Source organism: Pseudomonas sp. PB106 (assembly GCF_009764645.1).
In the GTDB taxonomy this organism is placed as follows: domain Bacteria; phylum Pseudomonadota; class Gammaproteobacteria; order Pseudomonadales; family Pseudomonadaceae; genus Aquipseudomonas.
On record NZ_RWIM01000174.1, the window covers coordinates 1 to 23511 of the forward strand.

The following is a 23511-nucleotide window of genomic DNA, read 5'->3' on the forward strand; positions in this document are numbered from 1 at the left end:
CTTCGGCAGCTCCTACACTGATCCCTGTAGGAGCTGCCGAAGGCTGCGATCTTTTGATCTTGTGTTAAGCCGACTTGGCCATGATCAATCCTGTCTCACTCGCCGCTTCCAACCGAATCGCAATGAACTTCGATGTCGGCGTGTGGCTGCCATCCCCGGTGCTCTCCAATGGCACCAACGGATTCACTTCCGGGTAGTAAGCCGCTGCCTGCCCCGCCGGGATATCAAACGCCAACAGCGTAAAGCCCTTCACCCGACGCTCGCGACCATCGTCCCACAGCGAAACGATGTCAGCCTTCTGTCCCGGGCGGAAGCCCAGGCGGATGATGTCGGCCTCGTTGGCGAACAACACATCACGCTGGCCCTTCACCCCGCGATAACGGTCGTCGAGGCCATAAATCGTGGTGTTGTACTGATCGTGGGAGCGCATCGATTGCAGGATCAGATCCGGCAATTGGCCGGTGGCGCGGGTGCGTTCGTGCACCAGGTCTTTGGGCAGCAGGTTCGCGCGGAAATTGGCGCGCGCCGACGGCGTGTTCCACTTGCGCGCGCCGGCGCTGTTGCCGAGGTAGAAACCGCCCGGGTTCTTGACCTTTTCGGCGAAGTCCTTGAAGCCCGGGATGGTGTCGGCGATCAGCTCGCGGATGCGCCCGTAATCGGCCACCAGCCAGTTCCAGTCCACCGGTTTGCTGCCCAGAGTGGCGGCAGCGATGCCCGCGATGATCGATGGTTCCGAGCGCATCTGGTTCGACAGCGGCTGCAACTGGCCGTTGGAGGCGTGAACCATGCTGAACGAGTCTTCGACGGTGACCGCTTGCGGGCCTTCGGTCTGGATGTCGATGTCGGTACGACCGAGGCACGGCAGGATCAACGCGTCTTTACCGTGTGCCAAATGGCTGCGGTTGAGCTTGGTGCTGATCTGCACGGTGAGGTCGCAATTGCTCAGCGCTTCGAACGTGCGCGGACTGTCCGGCGTCGCTTGCGCAAAATTGCCGCCCAGGCCGATGAAGACTTTGGCGCGACCTTCGGCCATCGCGTGGATCGCCTCGACCACGTTGTGACCGTTGTGACGCGGCACCTTGAATTGGAAGCGACGTTCCAGCGAATCGAGGAACGCCACCGGCGGACGCTCGTTGATGCCCATCGTGCGGTCGCCCTGCACGTTGCTGTGACCGCGCACCGGGCACAGGCCAGCGCCCGGTTTGCCGATGTTGCCGCGCAGCAGCATCAGGTTGGCGATTTCCTGGATGGTCGGCACCGAATGGCGATGCTGGGTGATGCCCATCGCCCAGCACATGATCACGTTCTTGCCTTTGGCGTACATGCGCGCGGCTTGCTCGATCTCGACCAGAGTCAGGCCGGACTGCTCAACGATTTGCTCCCACGGCGTGTCATCGACGACACCGAGGTACTCCAGCACATTGGCGCTGTGGGCATTGAGGAAGTCGTGATCGAACACGGCGGGTTCGCCAGCCTTCTGCGCATCGCGCTCCCATTGCAGCAGGAACTTGGCCATGCCACGCAGCACCGCCATGTCGCCGCCGAGTGCCGGGCGGAAATATGCAGTGTTGGTGGGCTTGTCGCCGTTGGTGAGCATTTCGATCGGGTGTTGCGGGTGTTGGAAACGTTCCAATCCGCGTTCTTTCAGCGGGTTGATGCACACCACTTGCGCGCCACGTTTCACCGCTTCACGCAGGGGTTCGAGCATGCGCGGGTGGTTGGTGCCCGGGTTCTGGCCCCAGACGAAAATCGCGTCGGCGTGTTCGAAATCGTCGAAGGTCACGGTGCCTTTGCCGACGCCAACGCTTTGCGCCAACGCGACACCGCTGGCCTCGTGGCACATGTTCGAGCAATCAGGGAAGTTGTTGGTGCCGTAGGCGCGCACAAACAGTTGGTACAAATACGCTGCTTCGTTGCTGGCACGACCCGAGGTGTAGAACTCGGCCAGATCCGGGCTCGGCAGACTTTGCAGGTGTTTGGCGATCAGCGCGTAAGCGCCGTCCCAGCTGATTGGCTTGTAGCGATCGGTTTCGGTGTCGTAGACCATTGGCTCGGTCAGACGACCCTGATATTCCAGCCAATAGTCGCTCTGCTCCAGCAGCGAAGTGACGCTGTGCTTGGCGAAGAATTTGGCATCGACGCGGCGCTTGGTCGCTTCCCAGTTCACCGCTTTCGCGCCGTTTTCGCAGAATTTGACCATGCCGCTTTCCGGCGAATCGCCCCACGCGCAACCCGGGCAATCGAAGCCGCCGTTCTGGTTGGTCTTGAGCATCATGCGCAGGTTTTTCAGCGCGTTGTCGCTGGTCAACCAGGCCTGGGCCACACTGATCAGGGCACCCCAGCCGCCGGCGGCGCCTTTGTAAGGCTTGTAGCGCGGGACAGGTTTCTGGTCGGCTTGATGATGTTGGCTCACGCTTGATTCTCCATCGCGGGGCTATACACCCGCGGCGCATTTTTCTGCGGCAGGTGGATGAGATTGAGGTTGTGTCGACGAGCCCATTGCACGGCAAGGCCCGTGGGTGCGGACAGGCTGATCAGGGTCTGGATGCCGGCACGCAAAACTTTCTGGATCAATTCGAGGCTGCAACGGCTGGTGACAATCGCCAGCCCGCCGTCTGTGGATATCTTCTGGCGGATCAGGCCGCCGATCAGTTTGTCGAGGGCGTTGTGCCGGCCGATGTCTTCGCGCCCGAGCAGCAATTCACCGCTGGCGTTCATGAACACTGCCGCATGCACCGCGCCGCAATGCTGCCCCAACGGCTGAAACGCGCCGATGCGTTGGCGCAAACCGTCGAGCCATTCAATCGGCGGCAACGGCGCACCCGCCAACACTTTGAGATCGGGGAGCGCCTGCTCCACCGCTTCAACACCGCACAATCCGCAACCGCTGGTGCCCGCCAGTTGCCGGCGCTGTTGCTTGAGGTTCCAGAACGCGCGGTTGGCGATGGTCACTTGCGCGTATTGCGCAGACCCGGCGCCGGTCAACTGCAGGTCGTAAATGTCTGTAGCGTCTTCGATGATGCCGCTGCCGAGGCTGAAGCCGACGATGAAGTCTTCAAGGTCGGTCGGCGTCACCAGCATCACCGCTTGGCTGATGCCGTTGTAGGCGATCGCCAACGCGACTTCTTCGGCCAACGCGGTGCTGGCCGATTCCTCACGGGGTAAATCGCTGTAACTGTAGGTCTGGCTGGCGGTTGGCGCGGGCGTTTCGAGTGCTGGCGCCGCGCAGGCTGGGCGCTTGGCGTTCATGACATCACCGACGGTTTGATCAACGTTAAGACTAGGCGCGGCAAGTTGTCGCGTCTAATCGCTAGTGTCGATCTATCGATAGATGCCGTCGATCAAGTCGCCGTTGGCGATTGCTGATAAAGCGCGAAACAGGCCTCGGCGAGCGCTGAACGCGGGGCGCCGCGACGCATGATCAGGCCAAGCGGGGCGAGGGTCCTAGCGTTTTCGATGGGTTGCAGACGCAGGTGATCGGTGAGTTTTTCCAGGCCAGCGTCGAGCGGCATGATTGCGCAGCAAAAACCGCCGTGCACGGCTTGTAACAATTGATGGACGGCATCGGTTTGCAGCAACGGTTGCGGCGTCAGGCCACGGCTGTGGAAGTTGTGGTCGATGGACTGGCGAAAGTGCATGCCGCTGGTGAGCATGCCCAGCGGCAGTTCGATCAGCGACTCCCAACTCAACGGCGCCTCGCCGAACGTGAAGGTGCGTTGATCGTAGAGCAGGCCCATGCGGGTTTCATGGAAGGCGAGGGACTCGAAGCGCTCATTATCCAGACGATCCAGATAAGACACGCCAATGTCGATGCGGTTATTCGCCAGGTGTTCGAGGATTTGCTCGGAGCTGAGTGCCGACATCTCGAAACGCAGGTTCGGATGCGCAGCGTGCAGGCGTTGCATCAACGGCAGCGGATCAAAGCTTGATAACGGCACCACACCGAGCCGCAACGTACCGATCAGGTTGCCACGACACGCCGCCGCCTCCGCGTGCAAACCGTCATAGGCCGCCATCACCGAGCGCGCCCACGCCAGAACGCGCTCCCCCGGCGCGGTAAAACCTTCGAAGCGCTGGCCGCGGTTGACCAGCGGCAGGTCGAGTTCTTCTTCGAGATTGCGCAAGCGCATCGACAGCGTCGGTTGGGTGATGTGGCAACGCGCGGCGGCCTGGCCGAAGTGGCGGGTTTCGTCGAGGGCGATGAGGAATTTCAGCTGCTTGATGTCCATCTTCGCTCCTGGGCTTGGCGGGGTGAGGGATTCTAACCCGTGTGCACAAGCAGGGTCATTGGTCGGCTTGGGATCGTGTTTGTCCGGGGTGGTCTAGGCTTGGACGACTGACCCTGTATTCAATGGAGAGAAGACGATGAGCCTTTTAAGTTTTGTCAAAGAAGCCGGTGAAAAACTGCTCGACCTGCTGACCCCCGGCAATGCCAATGCCGGTGAGCAGTTGAAGGAACACATTAGCAAGGTTGGCCTGGGTAACCCGAATGTGCAGGCGACGGTGGACGGTGACAAGGTCACAGTGACCGGTGAAGTGGCGAGCCAGGAAGAGAAAGAGAAGATTCTGCTGGCGGTGGGCAACATTGAAGGCGTGGGCAGCGTTGATGATCAGATCACCGTGAGCGGGCCCGTCGTGGCCGCCGCGCGTTTTGTGGTGGTTAAAAAAGGCGACACCCTCAGCGCGATTTCCCTCGCTGTGTATGGCAATGCCAACCAGTACAACAAGATTTTCGAGGCCAACAAACCGCTCCTCAAGGACGTGAACAAAATCTACCCAGGCCAGACCCTGCGTATTCCTGAGTAACACGACACCCCTGTAGGAGCTGCCGAAGGCTGCGATCTTTTGACTTTGATTTTTAAAAACAAGATCAAAAGATCGCAGCCTGCGGCAGCTCCTACAAAGATCAAAGCCCTGCAATCAAATCCCGATAATCTTCGACAGCCGCAAACTCAGCCGTGTCCTTCGGCCCTTTGCGGCTGTCCGGTTCTTTCACCGCCAGCAAATGCGCCACGCCAAAATCCCGCGCACTGCGCAGAATCGGCAAGGTGTCATCGATAAACAGGCTGCGCGCCGGATCAAAATCGATGTCCGCCTGCAGCGCATCCCAGAATTGCGGGTTCTCCTTGGGGAAACCGTAATCGTGCGAGCTGATCAGCCGTTCGAAATAAGGCGCCAGTTCGATCCGCTCCAGCTTCAACGACAGTGAGTCACGATGGGCATTGGTGATCATGATCACCCGTTTGCCCGCCCGTTTGATCGCCTCCAGAAACGTATCGGCGTCCGGTCGGAGGGCGATCAGATGGGCGGTTTCCTGTTTCAGCTCCCGCACCGACAGCTTCAGTTCGGCACTCCAGAAATCCAGGCAATACCATTGCAACTGGCCGGCGTGGCGTTTGAACAGTGGCTGCAATTCCAACTCGGCCATCGCCCGGCTCACCCCGTGCAACTCGGCGTAGCGCTGGGGCAGGTGTTCCAGCCAGAAGTGGTTGTCGAAGTGCAGATCCAGCAGCGTGCCGTCCATGTCCAGCAGAACGGTATCGATGTCGGACCACGGTAATGAAGGCATGGCAACGTCTCGAACGGTAGAAAGATATCCGACATAAACAATCGGGAAAGCCGCGTTATAGTAGCGCGTTCACGCCAAGGAGCTTTGCATGCGCCAGAAACCCACCGTACTTGCCCGCGAGATCGTCGCCACCAGTCGCCTGTTCTGCGTCGAAGAACTCAAACTGCGTTTCTCCAATGGCGTGGAGCGCACGTACGAGCGTTTGGTCGGCAAGGGTGCCGGGTATGGCGCGGTGATGATTGTGGCAATGCTCGACAGCGAGCATGCGGTGCTGGTCGAGGAATATTGCGGCGGCACCGACGAATACGAACTGTCCTTGCCCAAAGGCTTGATCGAGCCGGGCGAGGATGTGTTGGCAGCGGCCGAGCGTGAACTCAAGGAAGAAGCCGGGTTCGGTGCACGACAACTGGAACATCTGACCGAGCTGTCGCTGTCGCCCGGTTACATGAGTCAGAAGATTCAGGTGGTGCTGGCCACCGATTTGTACGAAGAGCGGCTGGAGGGCGACGAGCCTGAGCCGATGCGGGTCGACAAGGTCAACCTGCGTGATTTGTCATTGCTGGCGCAGAATCCGCAATTCTCCGAAGGGCGGGCGCTGGCGGCGTTGTACCTGACCCGAGACCTGCTGACGCAACGGGGTTTCTTTCAGTCATGAGTGAGATGTCGATGAATTTCCCCCATCCGTTGATGGCGCCCGTGGTCGAGTTGGCCTTGCAGGCGGGTGATGCGATTTTGCCGTTCTGGCGTTCAGGCGTTGAAGTCACGGCCAAGTCCGATGACTCGCCAGTAACGGCGGCAGATCTGGCCGCGCATCACCTGATCGTCGCCGGGCTGACGGCGCTGGACCCGAGCATTCCTGTGCTGTCCGAAGAGGACGCCAACATTGCGCAAAGCATCCGCGCCGGTTGGCAGCGCTGGTGGCTGGTGGACCCGCTGGACGGCACCAAGGAGTTCATCAGCGGCAGTGAAGAATTTACGGTGAATATTGCTCTGATCGACAACGGTCGGGTGGTGTTCGGTGTGGTGTCGATGCCGACCAACGGTCGTTACTACGTCGGCGGAGCCGGGCTCGGTGCCTGGCGTTGCGACCAGGGCGGCACGCCGGTTTCGATTCAGGTGCGTGATGTGCCGGGGCCGGGCGAAGCGTTCACTGTCGTCGCCAGCCGCCGCCACTCCAGTCCTGAACAGGAGCGTTTGCTGGCCGGATTGAGCGCGAGTCTGGGCGAACTGCAATTGGCGAATATCGGCAGCTCGTTGAAGTTTTGCCTGTTGGCTGAGGGCGCGGCGGATTGCTATCCGCGTCTGGCCCCGACTTCGCAGTGGGACACGGCGGCGGCGCAGGGTGTGCTGGAAGGGGCGGGCGGTGAGGTGCTGGATCTACGCGGTGAAGCGTTCTGCTATCCGGCGCGGGAATCGCTGCTCAATGAGTTCTTTTTGGCATTGCCGGCGAAGGCGGCTTGGCGCGCAAGATTGCTCGAATTGGCTCGCTCTTGATTTCAAAAGATCGCAGCCTTTGGCAGCTCCTATCGGGAATGTATTTCACTGTGGTAGCTGCCGAAGGCTGCGATCTTTTGCTTTACCGGTGCAAAACATACTGCCCGGTAAACGTCACGGCATCGTCCGCGCTGCCCTGATTGACGATCCGCGTCTGCAGCGTCAACCGCGCCCGTCCATAACGCTGATACGTCGCGAGAAACTTCTGCCACACCTTCGCATCAGGCGCCGGGCAAATCGCTGTGGCATCGCCGGTGACGGGCAATGGATAACTGATCTGCCCCTCCTGAATCACGATGTGCCCGTCCTCGATCCCTTCTTTCTTCAGGCGCAAATGCAGCCATCCCCAACCGGCCAGCACCGCGCCGCAGTAGAGGCTGCCGCCGAACATGGTGCTTTTGTGATTGACGTTAGGTTCGAGTGGCAAGTGCAGGCTTAGCTGCTGCTCATGCCAGTCGAGCACCTTGAGCCCCATGTCACGGGTCAGCGGGATGTCGTGATGCAGGACCGATTCCAGATAGCGAGTGTCGCTGCTCATTCGTTTTCCTCGGCATGGCTGCTGTCGCCGAAATTCAAGCCATGCTTGCGCAGTTTGTCGTGCAGGGTCTTGCGCGGAATGCCCAAGGCTTCGGCGAGGCTGCGCACTGAACTGTGCGAGCGCGCCAGTTCAGCGGCGATCAGCGATTTTTCGAAATGTTCGACCTGCTCGCTGAGCCCGCCGTTTATGACCTCGACAGAGCTGCCGCCGCTGCCTTCGACGCCACTGTTATCCAGCGCCAATTCCAGGCCAAGGGCGAAACGCTCGGCGGCGTTTTGCAATTCGCGCACATTGCCCGGCCAGGTGTGGCGCAGCAGCAGAGCGCGTTGTGCCGGTTGCAATTCGTGGGGCGGCAGACCGTGACGGGCACTGGCTTCGTCGGCGTAATGCTGGAACAGCAGCAGCGCATCTTCGCCGCGCTCGCGCAGCGGCGGGATGCGCAGTGGCGCGACGTTGAGGCGGTAATACAAGTCGGCGCGGAAACGGCCCTGATCGGCGGCCTGGCGCAGGTCTTCCTTGGTCGCGGCGATGACGCGGATGTCCAGCGGAATCAATTGATTGCCGCCCAGCCGTTCGACCACGCGCTCTTGCAGCATGCGCAGCAGCTTCACCTGCACATCCATGCTCATGCTTTCGATTTCATCGAGGAACAGCGTGCCGCCGTTGGCGAACTCGAACTTGCCGATCCGGCGTTTTTGCGCGCCGGTGAAGGCGCCGGGTTCGTGGCCGAACAGTTCGCTTTCCACCACGGACTCGGCCAGTGCGCCAGCGTTGATCGCCACGAACGGGCCGTTACGCCGGCTCGACAAATCGTGCAGGGCGCGGGCGACCACTTCTTTACCGGCGCCGGTTTCACCGAGGATCAGCACGTCAGCCTTGGTCGCTGCCAATGCGCCGATCTGCTCGCGCAGGCGCAGCATCGGTGCCGAGTGGCCGACCAGCCGCGCACTGAGCTCGTTGCGGTCACTCAAGGCCAGCCGCAGGCTGCGGTTGTCCAGTACCAGTCGGCGCAAGGACAGGGCGCGGCGCACGCTGTCGAGCAATGCATCGCTGGCAAAGGGTTTTTCGAGAAAGTCATACGCCCCGGCACGCATCGCTTGCACCGCCAGCGGCACGTCGCCGTGGCCGGTGATCAGCAGCACCGGCAGCTCGGGATCTTGCGCGTGCAACTCGCTCAATAATTCGAGGCCATCCATGCCCGGCATGCGAATGTCGCTAACCACCACGCCGGGCCAGTCACGCTCCAGTTGCCCGGCCAGACCTTTGGCTTCGGCCAGCGGCAGGATTTTCAGGCCGGCCAGATCCAGTGTCTGGCCGAGGGCCTGACGCAGGTGTGGATCGTCGTCGATCAACACCACCTGAATGCGATTTTCGATGGTCATGCACTTCGATCCTCGGACGGTTGCAGGCTGACCCCGGGTGCGCCGGCGCGCAGCCGCAGGGTGATCAAGGCGCCGCCTTGCTTGTGATTGGCAAATGACAATTCGCCACCGAAGGCGCGCATCAGCGTTTCACAGATGGCGAGCCCCAGACCCAGACCTTGGGTGCGGGTCTTGGTGGTGTAAAAAGGTTCGCTGGCGCGGCCGAGTGCTTCCATGCAGAAGCCTGGGCCGTTGTCGCGAATGTACAGATTGACGCCGTCCTCGGTGGATTCGGCACTCAACCACAGTTTGCGCGGCGGGCCTTTTTCGGTGAGGGCATCCAGCGCGTTGGCCAGCAGATTCCCCAGCACCTGACGCAAACGGGTTTCCCCGGCTTCAACCCACAACGTGGCAGCGGGCAGGTCGCGAATCAGCTCGACCTCCATGCTGCGGCGCCGTTTGGCCAGCAGCGCCAGCGCATCGTCCAACGCCGGTTGCAGGGCAACGCTTTCCGGGGCGTGGCGATCGCGGCGAGCGAAGGCGCGCAAGTGGGCGATGATCGAGGCCATGCGCCCGGTCAGTTCGCTGATCAGTTTGAGATTGCCGCGAGCATCGTCGGTGCGTTGATGATCGAGCAAGACTTCGGCGTTTTCGGCGTAGCTGCGGATTGCGGCCAGCGGCTGATTGAGTTCGTGGCTGATGCTCGCCGACATGGTGCCCAGCGCCGAAAGTTTGCCGGCCTGAACCAGATCATCCTGAGCGCGGACCAATTCCTGTTGCGCTGTTTCGCGCTCAAGCACTTCCTGCTTCAAGCGGCGGTTCAAACCTTCGAGATCGCTCGTTCGCTCGGCGACCCGCCCCTCCAACTCCCGACGCGCCTTGGCTTCGAACGCGATGCGTTCCAGATAGTGGCGACGACGCTGCATCATCAAACCGAGCAGCAGCATCACCACCAACAGCGTCGCGCCGCCGATGGCCACCACGGTGCGTACCGGACGATCGATCAGCGTGCGCGGCGCCAGAATGCTCACGCTCCAACCGGTCTCGGCAATGTCGTGGGTCTGGATCAGCCACGCGGTAGGGCTCAGGTTCAAGGGGCGTGGTTCGCGAGTTGGATAAGGCTGGATCGCGGTGATCGCTGAGCGCTCGGTGTCGCTCAAGTCACGGGTCGAGCGGAAACGCCATTCCGGGCGCGAGGTGAGAATGACCACGCCGTTGTGGTCGGTCACCAGCAGTTGTTCCGGGGTTTTGCCCCACAGACTTTCGGTGTGATCGAGATCGACCTTGATCACCAGCACGCCAATGATTTTTTCGCCGTTGCGCACGGCGGCGGCGAAGAAGTAACCGCGTTTGGCTGAGGTCGTACCGAGGCCGAAAAAACGTCCGAGGCGCCCGGCCATGGCTTCGCTGAAATACGGACGGAAGGAGAAATTACGGCCGACGAAACTGTCGTGCTTGTCCCAGTTCGACGCCGCCAGGGTCTGGCCGTTGGTGTCCATCAGGTACATGACTTCGGCGCCGGTCTGCGCGGCGATGTTTTTCAACAGGCGATTGGCGTTGCCTTGGCTCACGCCATCATCCGGTGCGCCGAGTACCGAGCGCAGAGCCGGCAGATCGCCGAGAATCTGCGGCAACACTTCGTAGCGGTGCAAGGTGCCCAGCAGGTTGGCGACGTACAGGTCGAGGGTCTGGCGGTTCTGGCCGGCCAGTTCGCTACGGTAGTAGCGCTCGGCGAGATGTTCCAGCGGCCACAGCAACGGCGCCAGACACAGGGCCAGCAGGGCGAGGCTGCGCCAGCGAGGTCTGCGGGGAAGGGTGGGTTTCATAAGCCGGTTGCGCCTGAGGTGACAGGCGCATTATGCCCGGCCTCAGGCGAAGACGTCAGCGTCCTTGAGCAGCGCTGCGGCCTGATCCTTGGCCGACAGCTTCGGCGCTTCGTCCAACTGCCAGTCGATGCCCAGCGCGGGGTCGTCCCAGCGAATGCTGCGTTCGGACGACGGGTCGTAGTACTTGGTGGTCTTGTAGAGGAATTCGGCGAACTCGCTGAGCACCACAAAACCATGGGCGAAACCTTCCGGGACCCACAACTGACGGTGATTGTCAGCAGAAAGACGCACGGCTACGGACTTGCCGAAATGCGGCGAGCTGCGGCGGATGTCCACGGCAACATCGAGGACTTCACCGGCGGTCACGCGGACCAGTTTGCCCTGGGTGTTTTCCAGTTGGTAATGCAGACCGCGCAGCACGCCTTTTTGCGAGCGCGAATGGTTGTCCTGCACGAATTGCGTATCCAGCCCGGTCGCTTCCTGGAACGCCTTGGCGTTGAAACTTTCGTAGAAGAATCCGCGCTCGTCACCAAAAACCTTGGGTTCGATGATCAGAACACCGGGCAGATCGGTGGTGATTACATTCATGAGGATTTCCATAGACAGGTGTGAATGGCTGCCATTCTTGCGCAAAGTGCCGAAGGGCGCGAGTGTTCGAATACAAATAGAGGCGAGCGGTGTACCGACGGTTAGGGGTTGCGCATCCTCTGCAGCAATGGCGATATAGGCGCCTAATAAAATTTCAGGGGTCGTTTCATGCCGCTCGCCACGTTGATTCATCGCGCCAGTTTGCCCAGCCCGCAGGTTTCTGCGGAGCAGGCCCAGCAGTGGCTGGCAGAACATTACGGGCTCAGCGGCACGTTGCAGGCGCTTGGCAGCCAGCAGGATCTCAATTTTCGCGTCGACAGCGCACGCGGACGGTTCGTGCTGAAAATCTGCCGTGGCGATTACGCTCTGGTGGAGTTGCAGGCCCAGCACGCCGGGCTCAAGTATCTGGCTGAACATTCCCATGTGCCGGTGCCTCGGGTGATTTCCGCCAACAATGGGCAGGACCTGTTGACGCTGGATACGGCGGGCCAAGCGGTGCATGTGCGTCTGCTCGATTACATCGAGGGCCAGCCGCTGACCGATCTCGATCATCTGGGCCAGGAGGTGGTGGCCGGATTTGGCCGGCTCTGCGGCGAGATGGATCTGGCACTGGCGGGTTTCGATCATCCGGGCCTTGAGCGCACCTTGCAGTGGGATGCCCGCCACGCCAGTGCGTTGATCAATCATTTGCTGCCCGTGATCAAAGACGAGCAGCAGCGCGCGTTAATCGCTTCTGCCGCCGAGCAAGCCGAGCATCGCTTGCAGCCCTTGCAGGACAAGCTGCCGGTGCAGGCGATCCACATGGACATTACCGACGACAACGCCGTTTGGGCGCGCGACGCTCAGCGTCATTGGCAGTTGCAGGGCGTGATCGATTTCGGTGATCTGGTGCGCACCTGGCGCATCACCGATCTGTCGGTGACGTGCGCGGCGCTGCTGCATCACGCGGCAGGTGATCCGTTTGTCATCCTGCCCGCTGTGCAGGCGTATCACGCAGTCAATCCGCTGCAGCAAGAAGAGTTGCAGGCGTTGTGGCCATTGATCGTTGCACGCGCCGCAGTGCTGGTGCTCAGCGGCGAGCAACAGGTCAGCATCGATCCGGCGAATACTTACAGCCGCGACAATCTTACCCACGAGTGGGAAATCTTCCGCGTCGCGACTTCGGTGCCGCTGGCACTGATGGAAGCGGCGATTCTGACTGCCGTCGGTCACGTTTTGCCGGCAATCGACAGCGCGGGTTTTGCGCCTTTGTTGCCGGGGCTGGTCGGGCGTGAATTTGCCTTGATCGATCTCGGTGTTCTCAGCCCGCATTTCGAGGCCGGCAACTGGGAACAGGCCGGTATCGACCAGCGTCTGTTGACTGAAGCCGCGGCGGCGCATGGTTTGGCGGCAAGCCGCTATGGTCAATACCGTTTGTCACGTACCCAGCCCGATAGCGCCGTTGAACCGGACACCTTCCCGTTGCACGTCGAACTGCGCGTGCCAAATGGCACGGCGGTGGAATCGCCGTTCGCTGGCGTCATGCATCAAGCAGCAGACGGTGCCTTGCAACTGGACGGCGCGCTGCTCAGCGTGCGGCTGTGGGGCGTAACGCCTTCACTGCACAGCGGCGCGGCACTGGTGAAAGGTCAGGAGCTGGGCGCGGTCAGCGGCCCATTGCGGGTGCAGATGTGTCGCGGGTCGGATTTGAACGCGCCGCTGTTTTGCACGCCATCTCACGCAGCGGCTTGGCAGGCGCTTTGCCCCTCGCCTGCGGCGTTGCTGGGACTGGCCTGTGATGCCGAGCCAGAGCTGGACGGGAAAACCCTGCTCGAACGGCGTGACGCCAGTTTCGCACGCACGCAAAAACATTATTACGTTGACCCGCCGCGCATTGAGCGCGGCTGGCGCAATCACCTGATCGACATGCAGGGCCGTTCCTACCTCGACATGCTCAACAACGTCGCTGTGCTCGGTCACGGCCACCCGCGCATGGCGGCGGTCGCGGCGCGGCAGTGGTCGCTGCTCAACACCAATTCGCGCTTCAACTACGCGGCGGTTGCCGAGTTTTCCGAGCGCTTGCTGGCGCTGGCGCCGGAAGGCATGGATCGCGTGTTTCTGGTCAACAGCGGCAGCGAGGCCAATGACCTCGCCATTCGCCTGGCCTGGGCCTACAGCGGCGGGCGCGACATGATCAGCGTGCTCGAGGCGTATCACGGCTGGACAGTCGGTGCTGACGCAGTGTCGACCTCGATCGCCGATAACCCGAAAGCCCTGGAGAGCCGCCCGGACTGGGTGCATCCGGTGACCGCGCCGAATACCTACCGCGGTGAGTTCCGTGGCGCCGATGCGGCAGCGGATTACGTGCGCAGTGTTGACCATCACCTGGAAAAACTTGCCGAGCAGAAACGCCAACTGGCCGGGTTTATTTGCGAGCCGGTGTACGGCAATGCCGGGGGGATTTCATTGCCGCCGGGATACCTCAAGCAGGTCTACGCATTGGTGCGCGCGCAGGGCGGGGTGTGCATCGCCGACGAAGTGCAGGTCGGTTACGGGCGCATGGGCAAGTTCTTTTGGGGTTTCGAAGATCAGGGCGTGGTGCCAGACATCATCACCATGGCCAAAGGCATGGGCAACGGCCAGCCGCTGGGCGCGGTGATCACCCGTCGAGAGATCGCCGAGGCGCTGGAGGCCGAAGGCTATTTCTTCTCCTCGGCGGGCGGCAGTCCGGTCAGCTGCCAGATCGGCATGGCGGTGCTGGACGTCATGGCAGAAGAAAAGCTCTGGGAGAACGCGCAGGTCGTCGGTGGCCACTTCAGGGCGCGGCTCGAAGCATTGATCGATAAACATCCGCTGGTGGGCGCGGTGCACGGTTCCGGGTTCTATCTCGGGCTGGAACTGATCCGTAATCGCGAAACGCTGGAACCGGCGACCGAGGAAACCGCGTTGCTCTGCGATCGCTTGCGCGAGCTGGGGATTTTCATGCAGCCGACCGGCGATGACCTGAACATCCTCAAGATCAAACCACCGATGGTGACCTCGCGGCGCAGTGTCGATTTCTTTGTTGATAGGCTCGATCAGGTGCTCGAGGAAGGTCTGTAAATCCACCGGATCTTCTGTGGGAGCAAGCTCGCTCCCACATAGGTTTGTCCGCATAGTTCGATTTGTATCGGGTTTAATTGGGTTAATTTAGACGAAATACATTTTTGCAGATTTTAAATACGATATTTATCGGTTATAAAGTCGCCATCGCTTTGAAAGCCTTCGACGGTTCCCAGGAGTCCAGATCCCATGACCACTTTGAAAAGTACCCCGCGCGCTGACGGTTTCTACATGCCGGCCGAGTGGGCGCCGCAGACGCAAACCTGGATGATCTGGCCCGAGCGCCCGGACAACTGGCGTCTGGGTGGCAAACCGGCGCAAGCCGCCCATGCCGCCGTGGCCAAAGCCATCGCCCGTTTTGAGCCGGTAACCGTGGCGGTCTCCGCCGGCCAATACGAAAACGCTCGTGCGCGTCTCGATGTGCCGAATATCCGAGTGGTCGAGATGTCCAGCGATGACGCCTGGGTACGCGACAGCGGCCCGACCTTTGTCATCAACAACAGCGGCGAAGTGCGCGGTGTGAATTGGGACTTCAACGCGTGGGGCGGTTTCGACGGCGGCCTGTACTCGCCGTGGAATCGCGACTCGCAGGTCGGCGGCAAGATCCTCGAGATCGAGCGTAGTCCGCGTTATCGCACTGAAGGTTTTGTGCTCGAAGGTGGCTCGATTCACGTCGACGGCGAAGGCACGCTGATCACCACCGAAGAGTGCCTGCTCAACCGCAATCGCAACCCGCACCTGGGCCGCGAGGAAATCGAAGCGGTGCTGAGCGCCAATCTGGCTGTGGATAAAATCATTTGGCTACCGGACGGTTTGTTCAACGACGAAACCGACGGCCATGTGGATAACTTCTGCTGCTACGTGCGACCGGGCGAAGTGTTGCTGGCGTGGACTGATGATCCGCAGGATCCGAACTACCCACGCTGCCAAGCTGCCATGAACGTGCTGCAAAACAGCACCGACGCCAAGGGCCGCCCATTTACGGTGCACAAGATGCCGATTCCGGGGCCGCTGTATGCGACCGAGGAAGAGTGCGCCGGTGTTGATCCGGTGGACGGCACGCAGGAGCGCAATCCATCCGTGCGCCTGGCGGGTTCCTACGTGAACTTCCTGATCGTCAACGGCGGCATCATCGCGCCGAGCTTCAACGATCCGATGGACGCGCCGGCGAAAGAAATTCTGCAGAAACTGTTCCCGCAGCACGAAGTGGTGATGGTGCCGGGCCGCGAACTGTTACTCGGTGGCGGCAATATCCACTGCCTTACCCAACAGCAGCCAGCGCCGCACAAAGAGTGAGTTGAGTCGTAACAGCTTGAGTTGATTACCAAATCAGCCGGGCAATGATTAGCTCGCTATGCACGTAGAGAAGCCCGCAGCCCGAAAGGACGGCGGGCTTCTTTGTATCCACTTGTCGACAAATGAGAAACATTGGCATAGCTCTTGTATTCATCACCCGTGCACTAGGGAGGGGGGAGAACTTCAACAGTTCTGTCATAAACCTTGGATAACGTAGCCGCTCACGAACGGGGAGAGAGCGCTGAAATGAACGCCGAAGTGAACGTAATCAGCGAGCGGACTTTGCATCCCATGGCCGTCAACAGCGAATCGCTCCAGATTGTTGCGCACTGGTTGAAATCCAATGGAACGCGTCAGATCAGAGAGCCTGATCCGCGCCGGATGATGATCGAGCGTTACCCCGCTGGCCTGTTCAGCGAGGCCGAACTGGAAGCGTTGTGGGATGTGATGGAAGGATAAGAAGTACAACAGGGATTGGTAAAAGCGCTGCCGGGATGGCGGCGCTTTTTTATGCGCAACAACAAAACCATCGTGGTCGTTAAACACTTGGATGATGCGGTAGCGAGGATGCATTTGACCCCACCGAATTCACTGGAAGTACGCATTTCCGTGCAAGGAGCCAGCGCAAAAATTACGTTTCTTAGACGTTTTTTACCTATTTAAAGACGATTCTTGAAATTGACACATAGTTCAGGGCGCGGCTACGATTCGGCCCAACGCCTGTGGCCAACCGCCATGACTCAAAAAAAATGAAAGGGCTCGCCAGGGTTTGGCTTTGGCGAGCCGTTTTATTTCGGGGTGAAAAGAAGAGTGCAAAAGCGCCGTTTCAGCCGTTCGACACAGCGCGTTTCAACCCGTAATAAGGAAAACAAAATGTTGAACAAGCGGATCAGTCTGATCGCATTGGGGATGTTGAGCGCCACTCAGGCCATGGCTAACGACCAAGCCGAGTCCAAAGGTTTTGTTGAAGACAGCAGCCTCAAAGTGCTGCTGCGCAATGCCTACATCAATCGTGACTACAAAGACGGCAACGCCGACAAAGCCGAGTGGGGCCAAGCGGCCATCGGTACGTTCTCGTCTGGCTTCACCCAAGGCACCATCGGTGTCGGTGTTGACGCCTTCGGTCTTTACGCACTGCGTCTGGATGGCGGCAAAGGCCGCAGCGGCGCCGGTGGTATCGACTTCTTCAAACAAGACAACGGCAACGTTGCAGGCACGCACGGCGATGCTTCGAGCGATCTGGCCAAGGCTGGCGCAGCGGTAAAATTCCGCTTCTCCAACACCGTGCTGACTTACGGTGACCAGATGCCGGCTCTGCCGGTGCTGAACTACGACAACTCGCGTCTGCTGCCGGAAAGCTATACCGGTACTTTGATCACCTCCAGAGAGATCAAGGGCCTGGAGCTGAATGCTGGTCGTTTCACCGCCGAATCGCGCAAGAGCGATGAAGGTCGTGACAGCGGTGGCCTCAAGTCGATCAATGTATTGGGCGGTAGCTACCAGTTCACTGAACACTTCAAAGGTGCGTTGTACGCTTCCGACGTTGAAGACGTGTTGAAGAAACAATACGTAAACGCCAACTACGTGTTGCCGTTCAACAAGGATCAGTCGCTGACTCTGGACTTCAACGGCTACCGCACCAAGTTGGACAACTCCTATGTCCGCGAAAACGGTGTGACCGGCGACGACAACAAGATCTGGAGCCTGGCTGCTACATTCGCTACGGGCCCGCACTCGTTCACCGTGGCGCATCAGCGTTCTACCGGTGACAGCAACCTCGGCTACGCCTACGGCGGCTACCAGAAAGATCAAAATCGTGTTGGTGACGGTGGCAACACTATCTACTTGGCCAACTCCTACTGGTCCGACTTCAACGCTGAAGACGAACGCAGCTGGCAGTTGGGCTATGGCCTGGACTTCGGCGCATTCGGCGTGCCGGGTCTGAGCTACAACTTCGCGTACGTGCGTGGTGACAACATCACCACTTCCACCAGCACCGGTGGCACCGAGCGCGAAATTTTCAACCAGTTCAAGTACGTCGTGCAGTCCGGCCCGGCCAAAGACCTGAGCGTGAAACTGCGCAGCTCGATCCTGCGTGTATCGCAGAAATCCAGCGAATACAACGTGGGCGGCAACGAAGTGCGTGTGTTCGTGGATTACCCGATCAACATCTTCTGATGATCGATCGAGTGTAAGAAACTTGAGAAAAACCCCGACTAGCTCGGGGTTTTTTTTCGACGGTTTTTCGATGAAAACCGGAAAAAACCCGTGTTTTTGTCATGTAAAAGTTGTTTTTAAGTCGCTTCAAACACCGTTTCAAACAGCGCTTTAAATGCCTGAAATTCTTTCTCATGGACGCAAATTCTCCACCTAATAGATTAGGCCGCTCAACGCAGTGGAGAATTGGGTAATGATCGTTTTGAACAGAGAAGTGGGCGAATCGCTACGGCGCGACAAGTTTGTCAACGTCCAGGGTGGTGACTTCAATCTCTACGGTCATTTTGCCGACTTCGTCAGACTGACCAAAAGTTGGGAAAACATGGAACCTGACAGTTATTACGGTCAGGCCGAAGCCGGCATGCGTTACCGTCGATACAGCGACTTCGAGTACAACCCGAAGACGCGTGAATTGAAGCAACTCGAGCACCGCGCGTACGTGCAGTCGAAGGAAAACAACGCTTATGTCGGCGGGCTGGTGCGGCACTTCCAGGATTTCTCCGATGAAGTGATCAGTTCTCCAGTCATGCGTAGCCTGATCGACACCGATTTCGAAGTGTACAAAAGCGTGCTGCCGGAAGAGTTGCACGATGAAATCTGGCAGTGCCAGATCCATCAGATCCGCATCGAGATCAAACCGGGCAAGCAACTTGAAATCACTCCGGAAGGCATTCACTGCGACGGTTACCCGTTCAGCGGTGTGCATTTCTGGGGGCGCAACAATGTCGAGGGTGCCGAGAGTCGTCTGTACGACATCCACGAGCATCAACTGGCGTCGACCACTTACCAGGAAATTCTCGACACCACTTACTTCCTCGACCGCGACATGCGCCACTACGTCACGCCAGCGCGCAACAGTCACACCCATGCCATGGCATACCGGCAGATTCTGGCGATTTCTTTCTCGCGGCCCGGGACCGCTTTCGACATTGTTCGCTAATCAGATCACCCCAATCGACGGCGTCGAGTGCTCGACGCCGGTGGTGCTGCGACGCGCCACGGCCAAGGATGCGCAGCGCATGGAGCGCTTCTTCCGCCAGTTCGACGAAGTGTCCTTCTGCGAGTGGCAGGACGCCAAGTGTCTGCGTGGCGTGCTGATCCAGAAAACCACCACGTCGTATCTCGCCTTCGACATCGCCGGCGAAATTGTCGGCGCAGTGCTCGGCGGCATGCTCGGCAGTCGCGGCACGATCAATCATCTGGCGGTCTGCCCGCGTTATCGCAGCCAAGGCGTCGGTCAACGTTTGGTTGAAGCCGCCTCGTCCGACATGAAGCGCGTGGGTGTGTTGCGGATGTTTCTGTTCGTTGACGATGCTAACCTCGCGGGCAAGCGTTTTTGGACTGCCCAGGGTTTTTGCGAGCCCCATGGCGAACGGACATTTGAGAGGGATCTATGAATGAAACGTCCGGCAGTGCGCCGCTGATGGCTGCCCATCAGCCGTCGCGCACGTTTGCCGAAGCCAGCCCGGTGGTCGCCGGGTATTTCACGGTGTCATTCGTGTTCGGGCTGATGGCCGTCAACGCCGGGCTGCCGATGTGGCTGCCGGTGGCGATGTGTCTGTTCGTGTATGCCGGCGCTTCGCAATTCGCCGCACTGGCGCTGATCTCCAGCGGCGCATCGCTGACCACCATTGTGTTGACCACATTCCTGATCAATGCGCGGCACATGCTGATGTCGGTGTACATGGCCAAAGCCCTGCGTGCATTGGGCCTGAGCCGTATGGAGCGGTGGTGCTACGCCGGTGGCCTGACGGACGAATCCTTCGCTTTCCACAGTGTGAAGCTCGGCACGGGTGCGCCGGTCAATGTGCGTTATCTGATCGGCTTCAACCTGTTCTGCCACACCTCTTGGGTACTCGGTGGCCTGCTCGGCGCGGTGTGCGCGCAGTACGCCGCGCACCTGATCAAATACCAGCTCGACTACGCACTGACCGCGATGATGCTCTACGTGCTGGTGTCGCTGTGCAATACCCGTAACAAGCTCATCGCCGCTGCGGCCGCGGTGCTGTGCATGGGCGCACTGAGCCTGATCGGCAGTTCGCCGTTTAACGTTTTCATCGCCACGTTTGTGGGCTGCGGAGTGGGTGTATGCCTGACCAAACGTTCCTGATTCTGGTTGTGGCGCTGATGATGGCCGTGACCTTCCTGCCACGCGCCTTGCCACTGCAAGTCAACACCGAGCACTGGCCGCCGTTCATTGCGCGGGCGCTGGAATACTTGCCGGTGGCGATCGTCGCTGCGATCAGCCTGACACCCTTGTTGATCAAGGATCAGCACATACAGCTCGATCGCCCGGAATTCTATGCCGCGATTCCGACGTTGTTATGTGCGTATTTCAGCAAAAACCTCTTTCTCAGTGTGGCGGTTGGGACGGCTGCGTACATTGCGCTCGGCTCGTTCATGTAAAGGCAGATCGACGACGTCGCTGAGCGCCTGGTTCGACAACTCCGGATTGTTCACCGCCAGGCGCACTTCGAGGAAATCCTCGAAACCGGGGAAAATCGTCAGGCCGTTCTTTTGTGCGGCCTCACGCGAGACCATGCCGACCGCGTCCATCTGCGTGATCAGCGACAGCGTCAACGTTTCACTGCACGAATAAACCATGCGTTGACCGTTCTCGTGATTGCCCAACCCAGCGTCTAGAAAACGCAAAAAGCTGTGGGAATACGGACAATCTTCCGCAGGACGCACCTGAAACTTGTTGCCCAGCAACGTCAGCGGATCATTTTCCTGGCCGCAATGCGCCCCGACCACTTGCACCTGCACGTCCGGCAACACAATGCTCGGTAGACCCGGTCGTTGCGGGCCGATCAACACGGCAAGATCAAAGTCCTCGTTTTTCAGTTTGCTGAGGTTCTCCATCGACTCGGCGTAACTGAATTCCATCTGATAATCGGGAAACACCTCGATCAGGCGTCCGATCATTCGCCGGTTGAAATCGGGCGACAACGTATTGTTCAACGCCACCTTCAACGTGCGCTGGCCCGGCACCTTCAGCGCCTCGACCTTTTCTTCCATCTGTCGCGTGGCAATCAGCACTTTGTCCATATAAGGCGTCAGCTCAGTGCCTTGCGGCGTCAGCGTCAGCCCTTTGTTGGAACGACGAAACAAGCGGAAACCGAACTGCTCTTCGACCTTGTTCAACTGCGCGGCCAACGCCTGCACAGTCAGGCACGAATGCTCGGCTGCGGCCGACAACGAGCCGGTCTGCACGATGCGCATCAGGTTGCGTAAGGTTCTGCTATCCATGGGTAATGCCCTCTAAAGTGGGCTGGGTATTGTTGTTTACGGGACTGCCGATCCGGCGCCATATGCTGGCTATATTCCTGTACCTGAGCATAGTTGTCGCGGGTTTAGTAGCGAATTGATGTCCCCGCCGATGGCTGGAGGCTGACACAGGATCGGGGTTTTTGGTGACGTGGGGGTGATGGAGGTCAAAAAAAGTGCGTGGTTTTGGTGCGTGGGGGCGGTTTTTCCGATGAGAAACGGCTTACATCTTCCGAGGTTTTTGCCTGCGTCACGCGCAGAACGATCTCAGGCAGAGTAGCGATTTAGCTGATAGCGCTTACCTGTCAAACGAGTTGAAATAGATGCCTGGCCTTCGATCCATGGCGGTTAACAACCACCTATCCACTTCGCGTTGACCGACGAAGATCCCTCCGACCACAATGTAGAGGTAGCGCTGATGTAGCTACAAAATCACAACGAGGTAATCGTAATGGCTGCACTACTGAAAACTACCGATGTGCGTTGCCGCATTGATGAGGATTTGAAAACGCGTGCCACTGAAGTCTTAAACGCTTGCGGGCTGAGCATCAGCGACGCTATGCGACTTTTTCTGCGACAGGTTGTTGCCACTCAGGGGCTTCCCTTCGAGGTGCGAGTTCCATCAGAGAAAACGGCGCGCGCAATGATGGAAGCACGAGAAATCCGTCAGCGTTTCGACTCCATAGACGACATGCTGAGGACTGCTGATGGCGAAACCGGAGAAAACGCAAAAACGCGCTGATCGGCCTAAACAGTGTGCACAGACTTCTGAATTCAAGAAGTCTTGGGATCGTTATAACCGTGCCGGAAGGCGAGACATGAACGACGTCCGGAATGTGATGGCGTTGTTGTTCTTGGGGCAGCAATTACCGGCAGAATATCTGGATCATGCGCTGACTGGAGATTGGTCTGGATTCCGCGAGTGTCATATCGGTGGCGATTTTCTGTTGGTTTATGAGAACACACGCCCAGACCTGATCACGTTTGTGGATTTGGGGAGCCATTCGGAATTGTTTAGATAGCGCAGAAATACATAAGCCGGCTTGACTCCGGCTTCTGTGCGTTTGATTGTTACGATTGTACGTTTGTGTATCAAAACTCTAAAAAGTTACAGTTACGTACTAGTCTTCAGCTAAGACAAAACATCAGGAGGCGTCTATGCCTACCTCATCCCCAGCCCCAACCCCACGCGAACAACTCGACGCCCCCGAAGCCGGTCGCGTCGCGCTGAAGTTCTTCTTCAACCTTATGGAGCATTGGGGCTGCAGCGCCGAGCAGCAACGCACATTGCTCGGCGGCGTCGGCAACACCACGTTCTATAAATACAAACATCTGCCGAACATACGTCTCCCACACGACACCCTTGAGCGCATCTCCTACCTGATGGGCATTCACAAGGCGTTGAGCATCATCTTCAGCAACAGCCGTGAGCGCGCCTACAAGTGGGTTAGCAGCCCGAACATGGCGGCGCCGTTTAATGGCCAAACGGCGCTGGATTACATGCTGGCGGGCAGGGTGGTCGATATCGCCGACGTGCGCCGTTACCTCGACGGGGTGCGCGGTTGAGAGCGCCGCCGCTGGTGGACGTGCCATGGCCGCGAGCCTACCGCATCGTCAATAGCAGCTTCCCGCCGATTGCGTTGTTCGAAGACGTGCTCGATCCGGAAGACCTGGAAGTTGCTTACGCCATCGAAGCGCTGACCAATGATCGCCTGATCGAACAGGCCGGTGTCCTCGCCCGAGTGCGTCCCGAAGACCGACTTTCCGGCCCCGGCTCGACTCCGGTTATGGCGGCGTTTACCCACATCGGCAAGCGCAGTCGCTTTTGCGACGGTACGTTCGGCGTGTATTACGCCGCGAGCAGCCAAGCGGCCGCTATCGCCGAAACCTGTTATCACCAGGAGCGATTTCTCGCCGCGACCCAGGAAGCGGATCTTGAGTTGACCATGCGCACTTACGTCAATCGCGTGGTTAAACCTTTGCACGACGTCCGTCACGACTTCCCGGATCTGCACAACCCGGATCCCGAGGCTTACGGACCGTCTCAGGGATTTGCCCGGCAGCTGCGCGAAACCGAGTCCTGGGGCCTTCTCTACAACAGCGTTCGCCTAGCGGGTCACGAATGTATTGCCGCGTTTCGGCCGCCTGCGGTGTCGATTCCGAAGCAGGGTAAGCATTTGCGCTATGTGTGGAGTGCGGGTCAGCAGAAGATTTCATTCGTGCTTGAGATCACTCAGGTCTGAAATGCAAAAGGCCCTCGCATCGGCGAGGGCC

General features: G+C 59.3%; 24 protein-coding genes. 15 read left to right on the forward strand and 9 right to left on the reverse strand.

Going from position 1 to position 23511, the window contains the following annotated elements; all coding sequences use genetic code 11:
* Nucleotides 1–64: 64 nt before the first annotated feature.
* From EJA71_RS22295 to EJA71_RS22305, 3 genes are all read right to left on the reverse strand, one after another.
* The gene (locus EJA71_RS22295; RefSeq protein ID WP_158959689.1) at nt 65–2413 is read right to left on the reverse strand and encodes an FdhF/YdeP family oxidoreductase; all 2349 of its coding nucleotides are present in this window, start codon (nt 2411–2413) and stop codon (nt 65–67) included.
* Nucleotides 2410–3249 carry a formate dehydrogenase accessory sulfurtransferase FdhD gene (fdhD, locus tag EJA71_RS22300; RefSeq protein WP_158959690.1) on the reverse strand — a complete coding sequence of 280 codons (840 nt, stop codon included), beginning with the start codon at nt 3247–3249 and terminating at the stop codon, nt 2410–2412. Before fdhD ends, EJA71_RS22295 begins: the two co-directional genes overlap by 4 nt.
* A gap of 92 nt (nt 3250–3341) precedes the next feature.
* Nucleotides 3342–4229, reverse strand: coding sequence for a LysR family transcriptional regulator (locus tag EJA71_RS22305; RefSeq protein ID WP_158959691.1), 888 nt, complete (start codon nt 4227–4229; stop codon nt 3342–3344).
* A 136-nt stretch (nt 4230–4365) separates the two neighbouring features.
* On the opposite strand from EJA71_RS22305, the gene lysM reads away from it, so the two are divergent.
* Entirely contained in the window at nt 4366–4806 is a 441-nt protein-coding gene (gene lysM, locus EJA71_RS22310; RefSeq protein WP_158959692.1) for a peptidoglycan-binding protein LysM, read from the forward strand.
* Between the two features lie 100 nt (nt 4807–4906).
* Here the strand turns inward: lysM and yrfG are convergent, their stop codons facing one another.
* On the reverse strand, nt 4907–5569 hold the full coding sequence (yrfG, locus tag EJA71_RS22315) for a GMP/IMP nucleotidase (protein WP_158959693.1): 663 nt from the start codon (nt 5567–5569) through the stop codon (nt 4907–4909).
* Between the two features lie 88 nt (nt 5570–5657).
* Here yrfG and nudE point away from each other — a divergent pair, with 88 nt between their 5' ends.
* Complete coding sequence (gene nudE / locus EJA71_RS22320; RefSeq protein ID WP_158959694.1) at nt 5658–6224, forward strand: ADP compounds hydrolase NudE; 567 nt, start codon at nt 5658–5660, stop codon at nt 6222–6224.
* An 11-nt stretch (nt 6225–6235) separates the two neighbouring features.
* Entirely contained in the window at nt 6236–7063 is an 828-nt protein-coding gene (cysQ, locus tag EJA71_RS22325) for a 3'(2'),5'-bisphosphate nucleotidase CysQ (RefSeq protein WP_158959695.1), read from the forward strand.
* Between the two features lie 82 nt (nt 7064–7145).
* Here cysQ and EJA71_RS22330 read toward each other — a convergent pair whose 3' ends face one another.
* From EJA71_RS22330 to rfbC, 4 genes are read right to left on the reverse strand one after another with little or no spacing between them, the layout of a single operon-like run.
* On the reverse strand, nt 7146–7601 hold the full coding sequence (locus EJA71_RS22330) for a YiiD C-terminal domain-containing protein (RefSeq protein WP_158959696.1): 456 nt from the start codon (nt 7599–7601) through the stop codon (nt 7146–7148).
* Nucleotides 7598–8983: a sigma-54 dependent transcriptional regulator gene (locus EJA71_RS22335; protein WP_158959697.1), complete on the reverse strand. Its 1386-nt coding sequence runs from the start codon at nt 8981–8983 to the stop codon at nt 7598–7600. The genes EJA71_RS22330 and EJA71_RS22335 overlap by 4 nt, the downstream gene beginning before the upstream one ends.
* On the reverse strand, nt 8980–10788 hold the full coding sequence (locus EJA71_RS22340; RefSeq protein WP_158959698.1) for an ATP-binding protein: 1809 nt from the start codon (nt 10786–10788) through the stop codon (nt 8980–8982). The genes EJA71_RS22335 and EJA71_RS22340 overlap by 4 nt, the downstream gene beginning before the upstream one ends.
* Before the next feature lie 42 nt (nt 10789–10830).
* Nucleotides 10831–11376 carry a dTDP-4-dehydrorhamnose 3,5-epimerase gene (gene rfbC / locus EJA71_RS22345; protein ID WP_158959699.1) on the reverse strand — a complete coding sequence of 182 codons (546 nt, stop codon included), beginning with the start codon at nt 11374–11376 and terminating at the stop codon, nt 10831–10833.
* 168 nt (nt 11377–11544) lie between these two features.
* Between rfbC and EJA71_RS22350 the strand changes: the two genes are divergently transcribed.
* From EJA71_RS22350 to EJA71_RS22385, 8 genes are all read left to right on the forward strand, one after another.
* Complete coding sequence (locus EJA71_RS22350; protein ID WP_158959700.1) at nt 11545–14457, forward strand: aminotransferase; 2913 nt, start codon at nt 11545–11547, stop codon at nt 14455–14457.
* A gap of 189 nt (nt 14458–14646) precedes the next feature.
* Entirely contained in the window at nt 14647–15753 is a 1107-nt protein-coding gene (gene aguA / locus EJA71_RS22355; RefSeq protein ID WP_158959701.1) for an agmatine deiminase, read from the forward strand.
* A gap of 246 nt (nt 15754–15999) precedes the next feature.
* The gene (locus tag EJA71_RS22360) at nt 16000–16212 is read left to right on the forward strand and encodes a hypothetical protein (protein WP_007952633.1); all 213 of its coding nucleotides are present in this window, start codon (nt 16000–16002) and stop codon (nt 16210–16212) included.
* Nucleotides 16213–16626: 414 nt separating this feature from the next.
* Nucleotides 16627–17931, forward strand: coding sequence for an OprD family porin (locus EJA71_RS22365; protein ID WP_158959702.1), 1305 nt, complete (start codon nt 16627–16629; stop codon nt 17929–17931).
* Between the two features lie 232 nt (nt 17932–18163).
* Nucleotides 18164–18910: a 2OG-Fe dioxygenase family protein gene (locus tag EJA71_RS22370; RefSeq protein WP_158959703.1), complete on the forward strand. Its 747-nt coding sequence runs from the start codon at nt 18164–18166 to the stop codon at nt 18908–18910.
* Between the two features lie 79 nt (nt 18911–18989).
* The gene (locus EJA71_RS22375; RefSeq protein ID WP_158959735.1) at nt 18990–19367 is read left to right on the forward strand and encodes a GNAT family N-acetyltransferase; all 378 of its coding nucleotides are present in this window, start codon (nt 18990–18992) and stop codon (nt 19365–19367) included.
* The gene (locus EJA71_RS22380; RefSeq protein WP_158959704.1) at nt 19364–20080 is read left to right on the forward strand and encodes an AzlC family ABC transporter permease; all 717 of its coding nucleotides are present in this window, start codon (nt 19364–19366) and stop codon (nt 20078–20080) included. The genes EJA71_RS22375 and EJA71_RS22380 overlap by 4 nt, the downstream gene beginning before the upstream one ends.
* Complete coding sequence (locus EJA71_RS22385; RefSeq protein ID WP_007909127.1) at nt 20059–20376, forward strand: AzlD domain-containing protein; 318 nt, start codon at nt 20059–20061, stop codon at nt 20374–20376. The genes EJA71_RS22380 and EJA71_RS22385 overlap by 22 nt, the downstream gene beginning before the upstream one ends.
* On the opposite strand, the gene EJA71_RS22390 is transcribed toward EJA71_RS22385, so the two are convergent.
* Nucleotides 20293–21219: a LysR family transcriptional regulator gene (locus EJA71_RS22390; RefSeq protein ID WP_158959705.1), complete on the reverse strand. Its 927-nt coding sequence runs from the start codon at nt 21217–21219 to the stop codon at nt 20293–20295. The genes EJA71_RS22385 and EJA71_RS22390 overlap by 84 nt on opposite strands.
* Before the next feature lie 469 nt (nt 21220–21688).
* On the opposite strand from EJA71_RS22390, the gene EJA71_RS22395 reads away from it, so the two are divergent.
* The 4 genes from EJA71_RS22395 to EJA71_RS22410 all read left to right on the forward strand — a co-directional run bounded on the left by EJA71_RS22395 (nt 21689) and on the right by EJA71_RS22410 (nt 23480).
* Nucleotides 21689–21979 (forward strand): type II toxin-antitoxin system RelB/DinJ family antitoxin, encoded by a 291-nt coding sequence (locus tag EJA71_RS22395; protein ID WP_158959706.1) that lies wholly within the window; start codon nt 21689–21691, stop codon nt 21977–21979.
* A complete protein-coding gene (locus tag EJA71_RS22400; RefSeq protein WP_158959707.1) occupies nt 21945–22259 on the forward strand; it encodes a type II toxin-antitoxin system YafQ family toxin in 315 nt (104 codons plus the stop codon). Before EJA71_RS22395 ends, EJA71_RS22400 begins: the two co-directional genes overlap by 35 nt.
* A gap of 136 nt (nt 22260–22395) precedes the next feature.
* A complete protein-coding gene (locus tag EJA71_RS22405) occupies nt 22396–22803 on the forward strand; it encodes an MbcA/ParS/Xre antitoxin family protein (protein ID WP_158959708.1) in 408 nt (135 codons plus the stop codon).
* Nucleotides 22800–23480 carry an RES family NAD+ phosphorylase gene (locus EJA71_RS22410; protein WP_256671783.1) on the forward strand — a complete coding sequence of 227 codons (681 nt, stop codon included), beginning with the start codon at nt 22800–22802 and terminating at the stop codon, nt 23478–23480. Before EJA71_RS22405 ends, EJA71_RS22410 begins: the two co-directional genes overlap by 4 nt.
* Nucleotides 23481–23511: the final 31 nt, after the last annotated feature.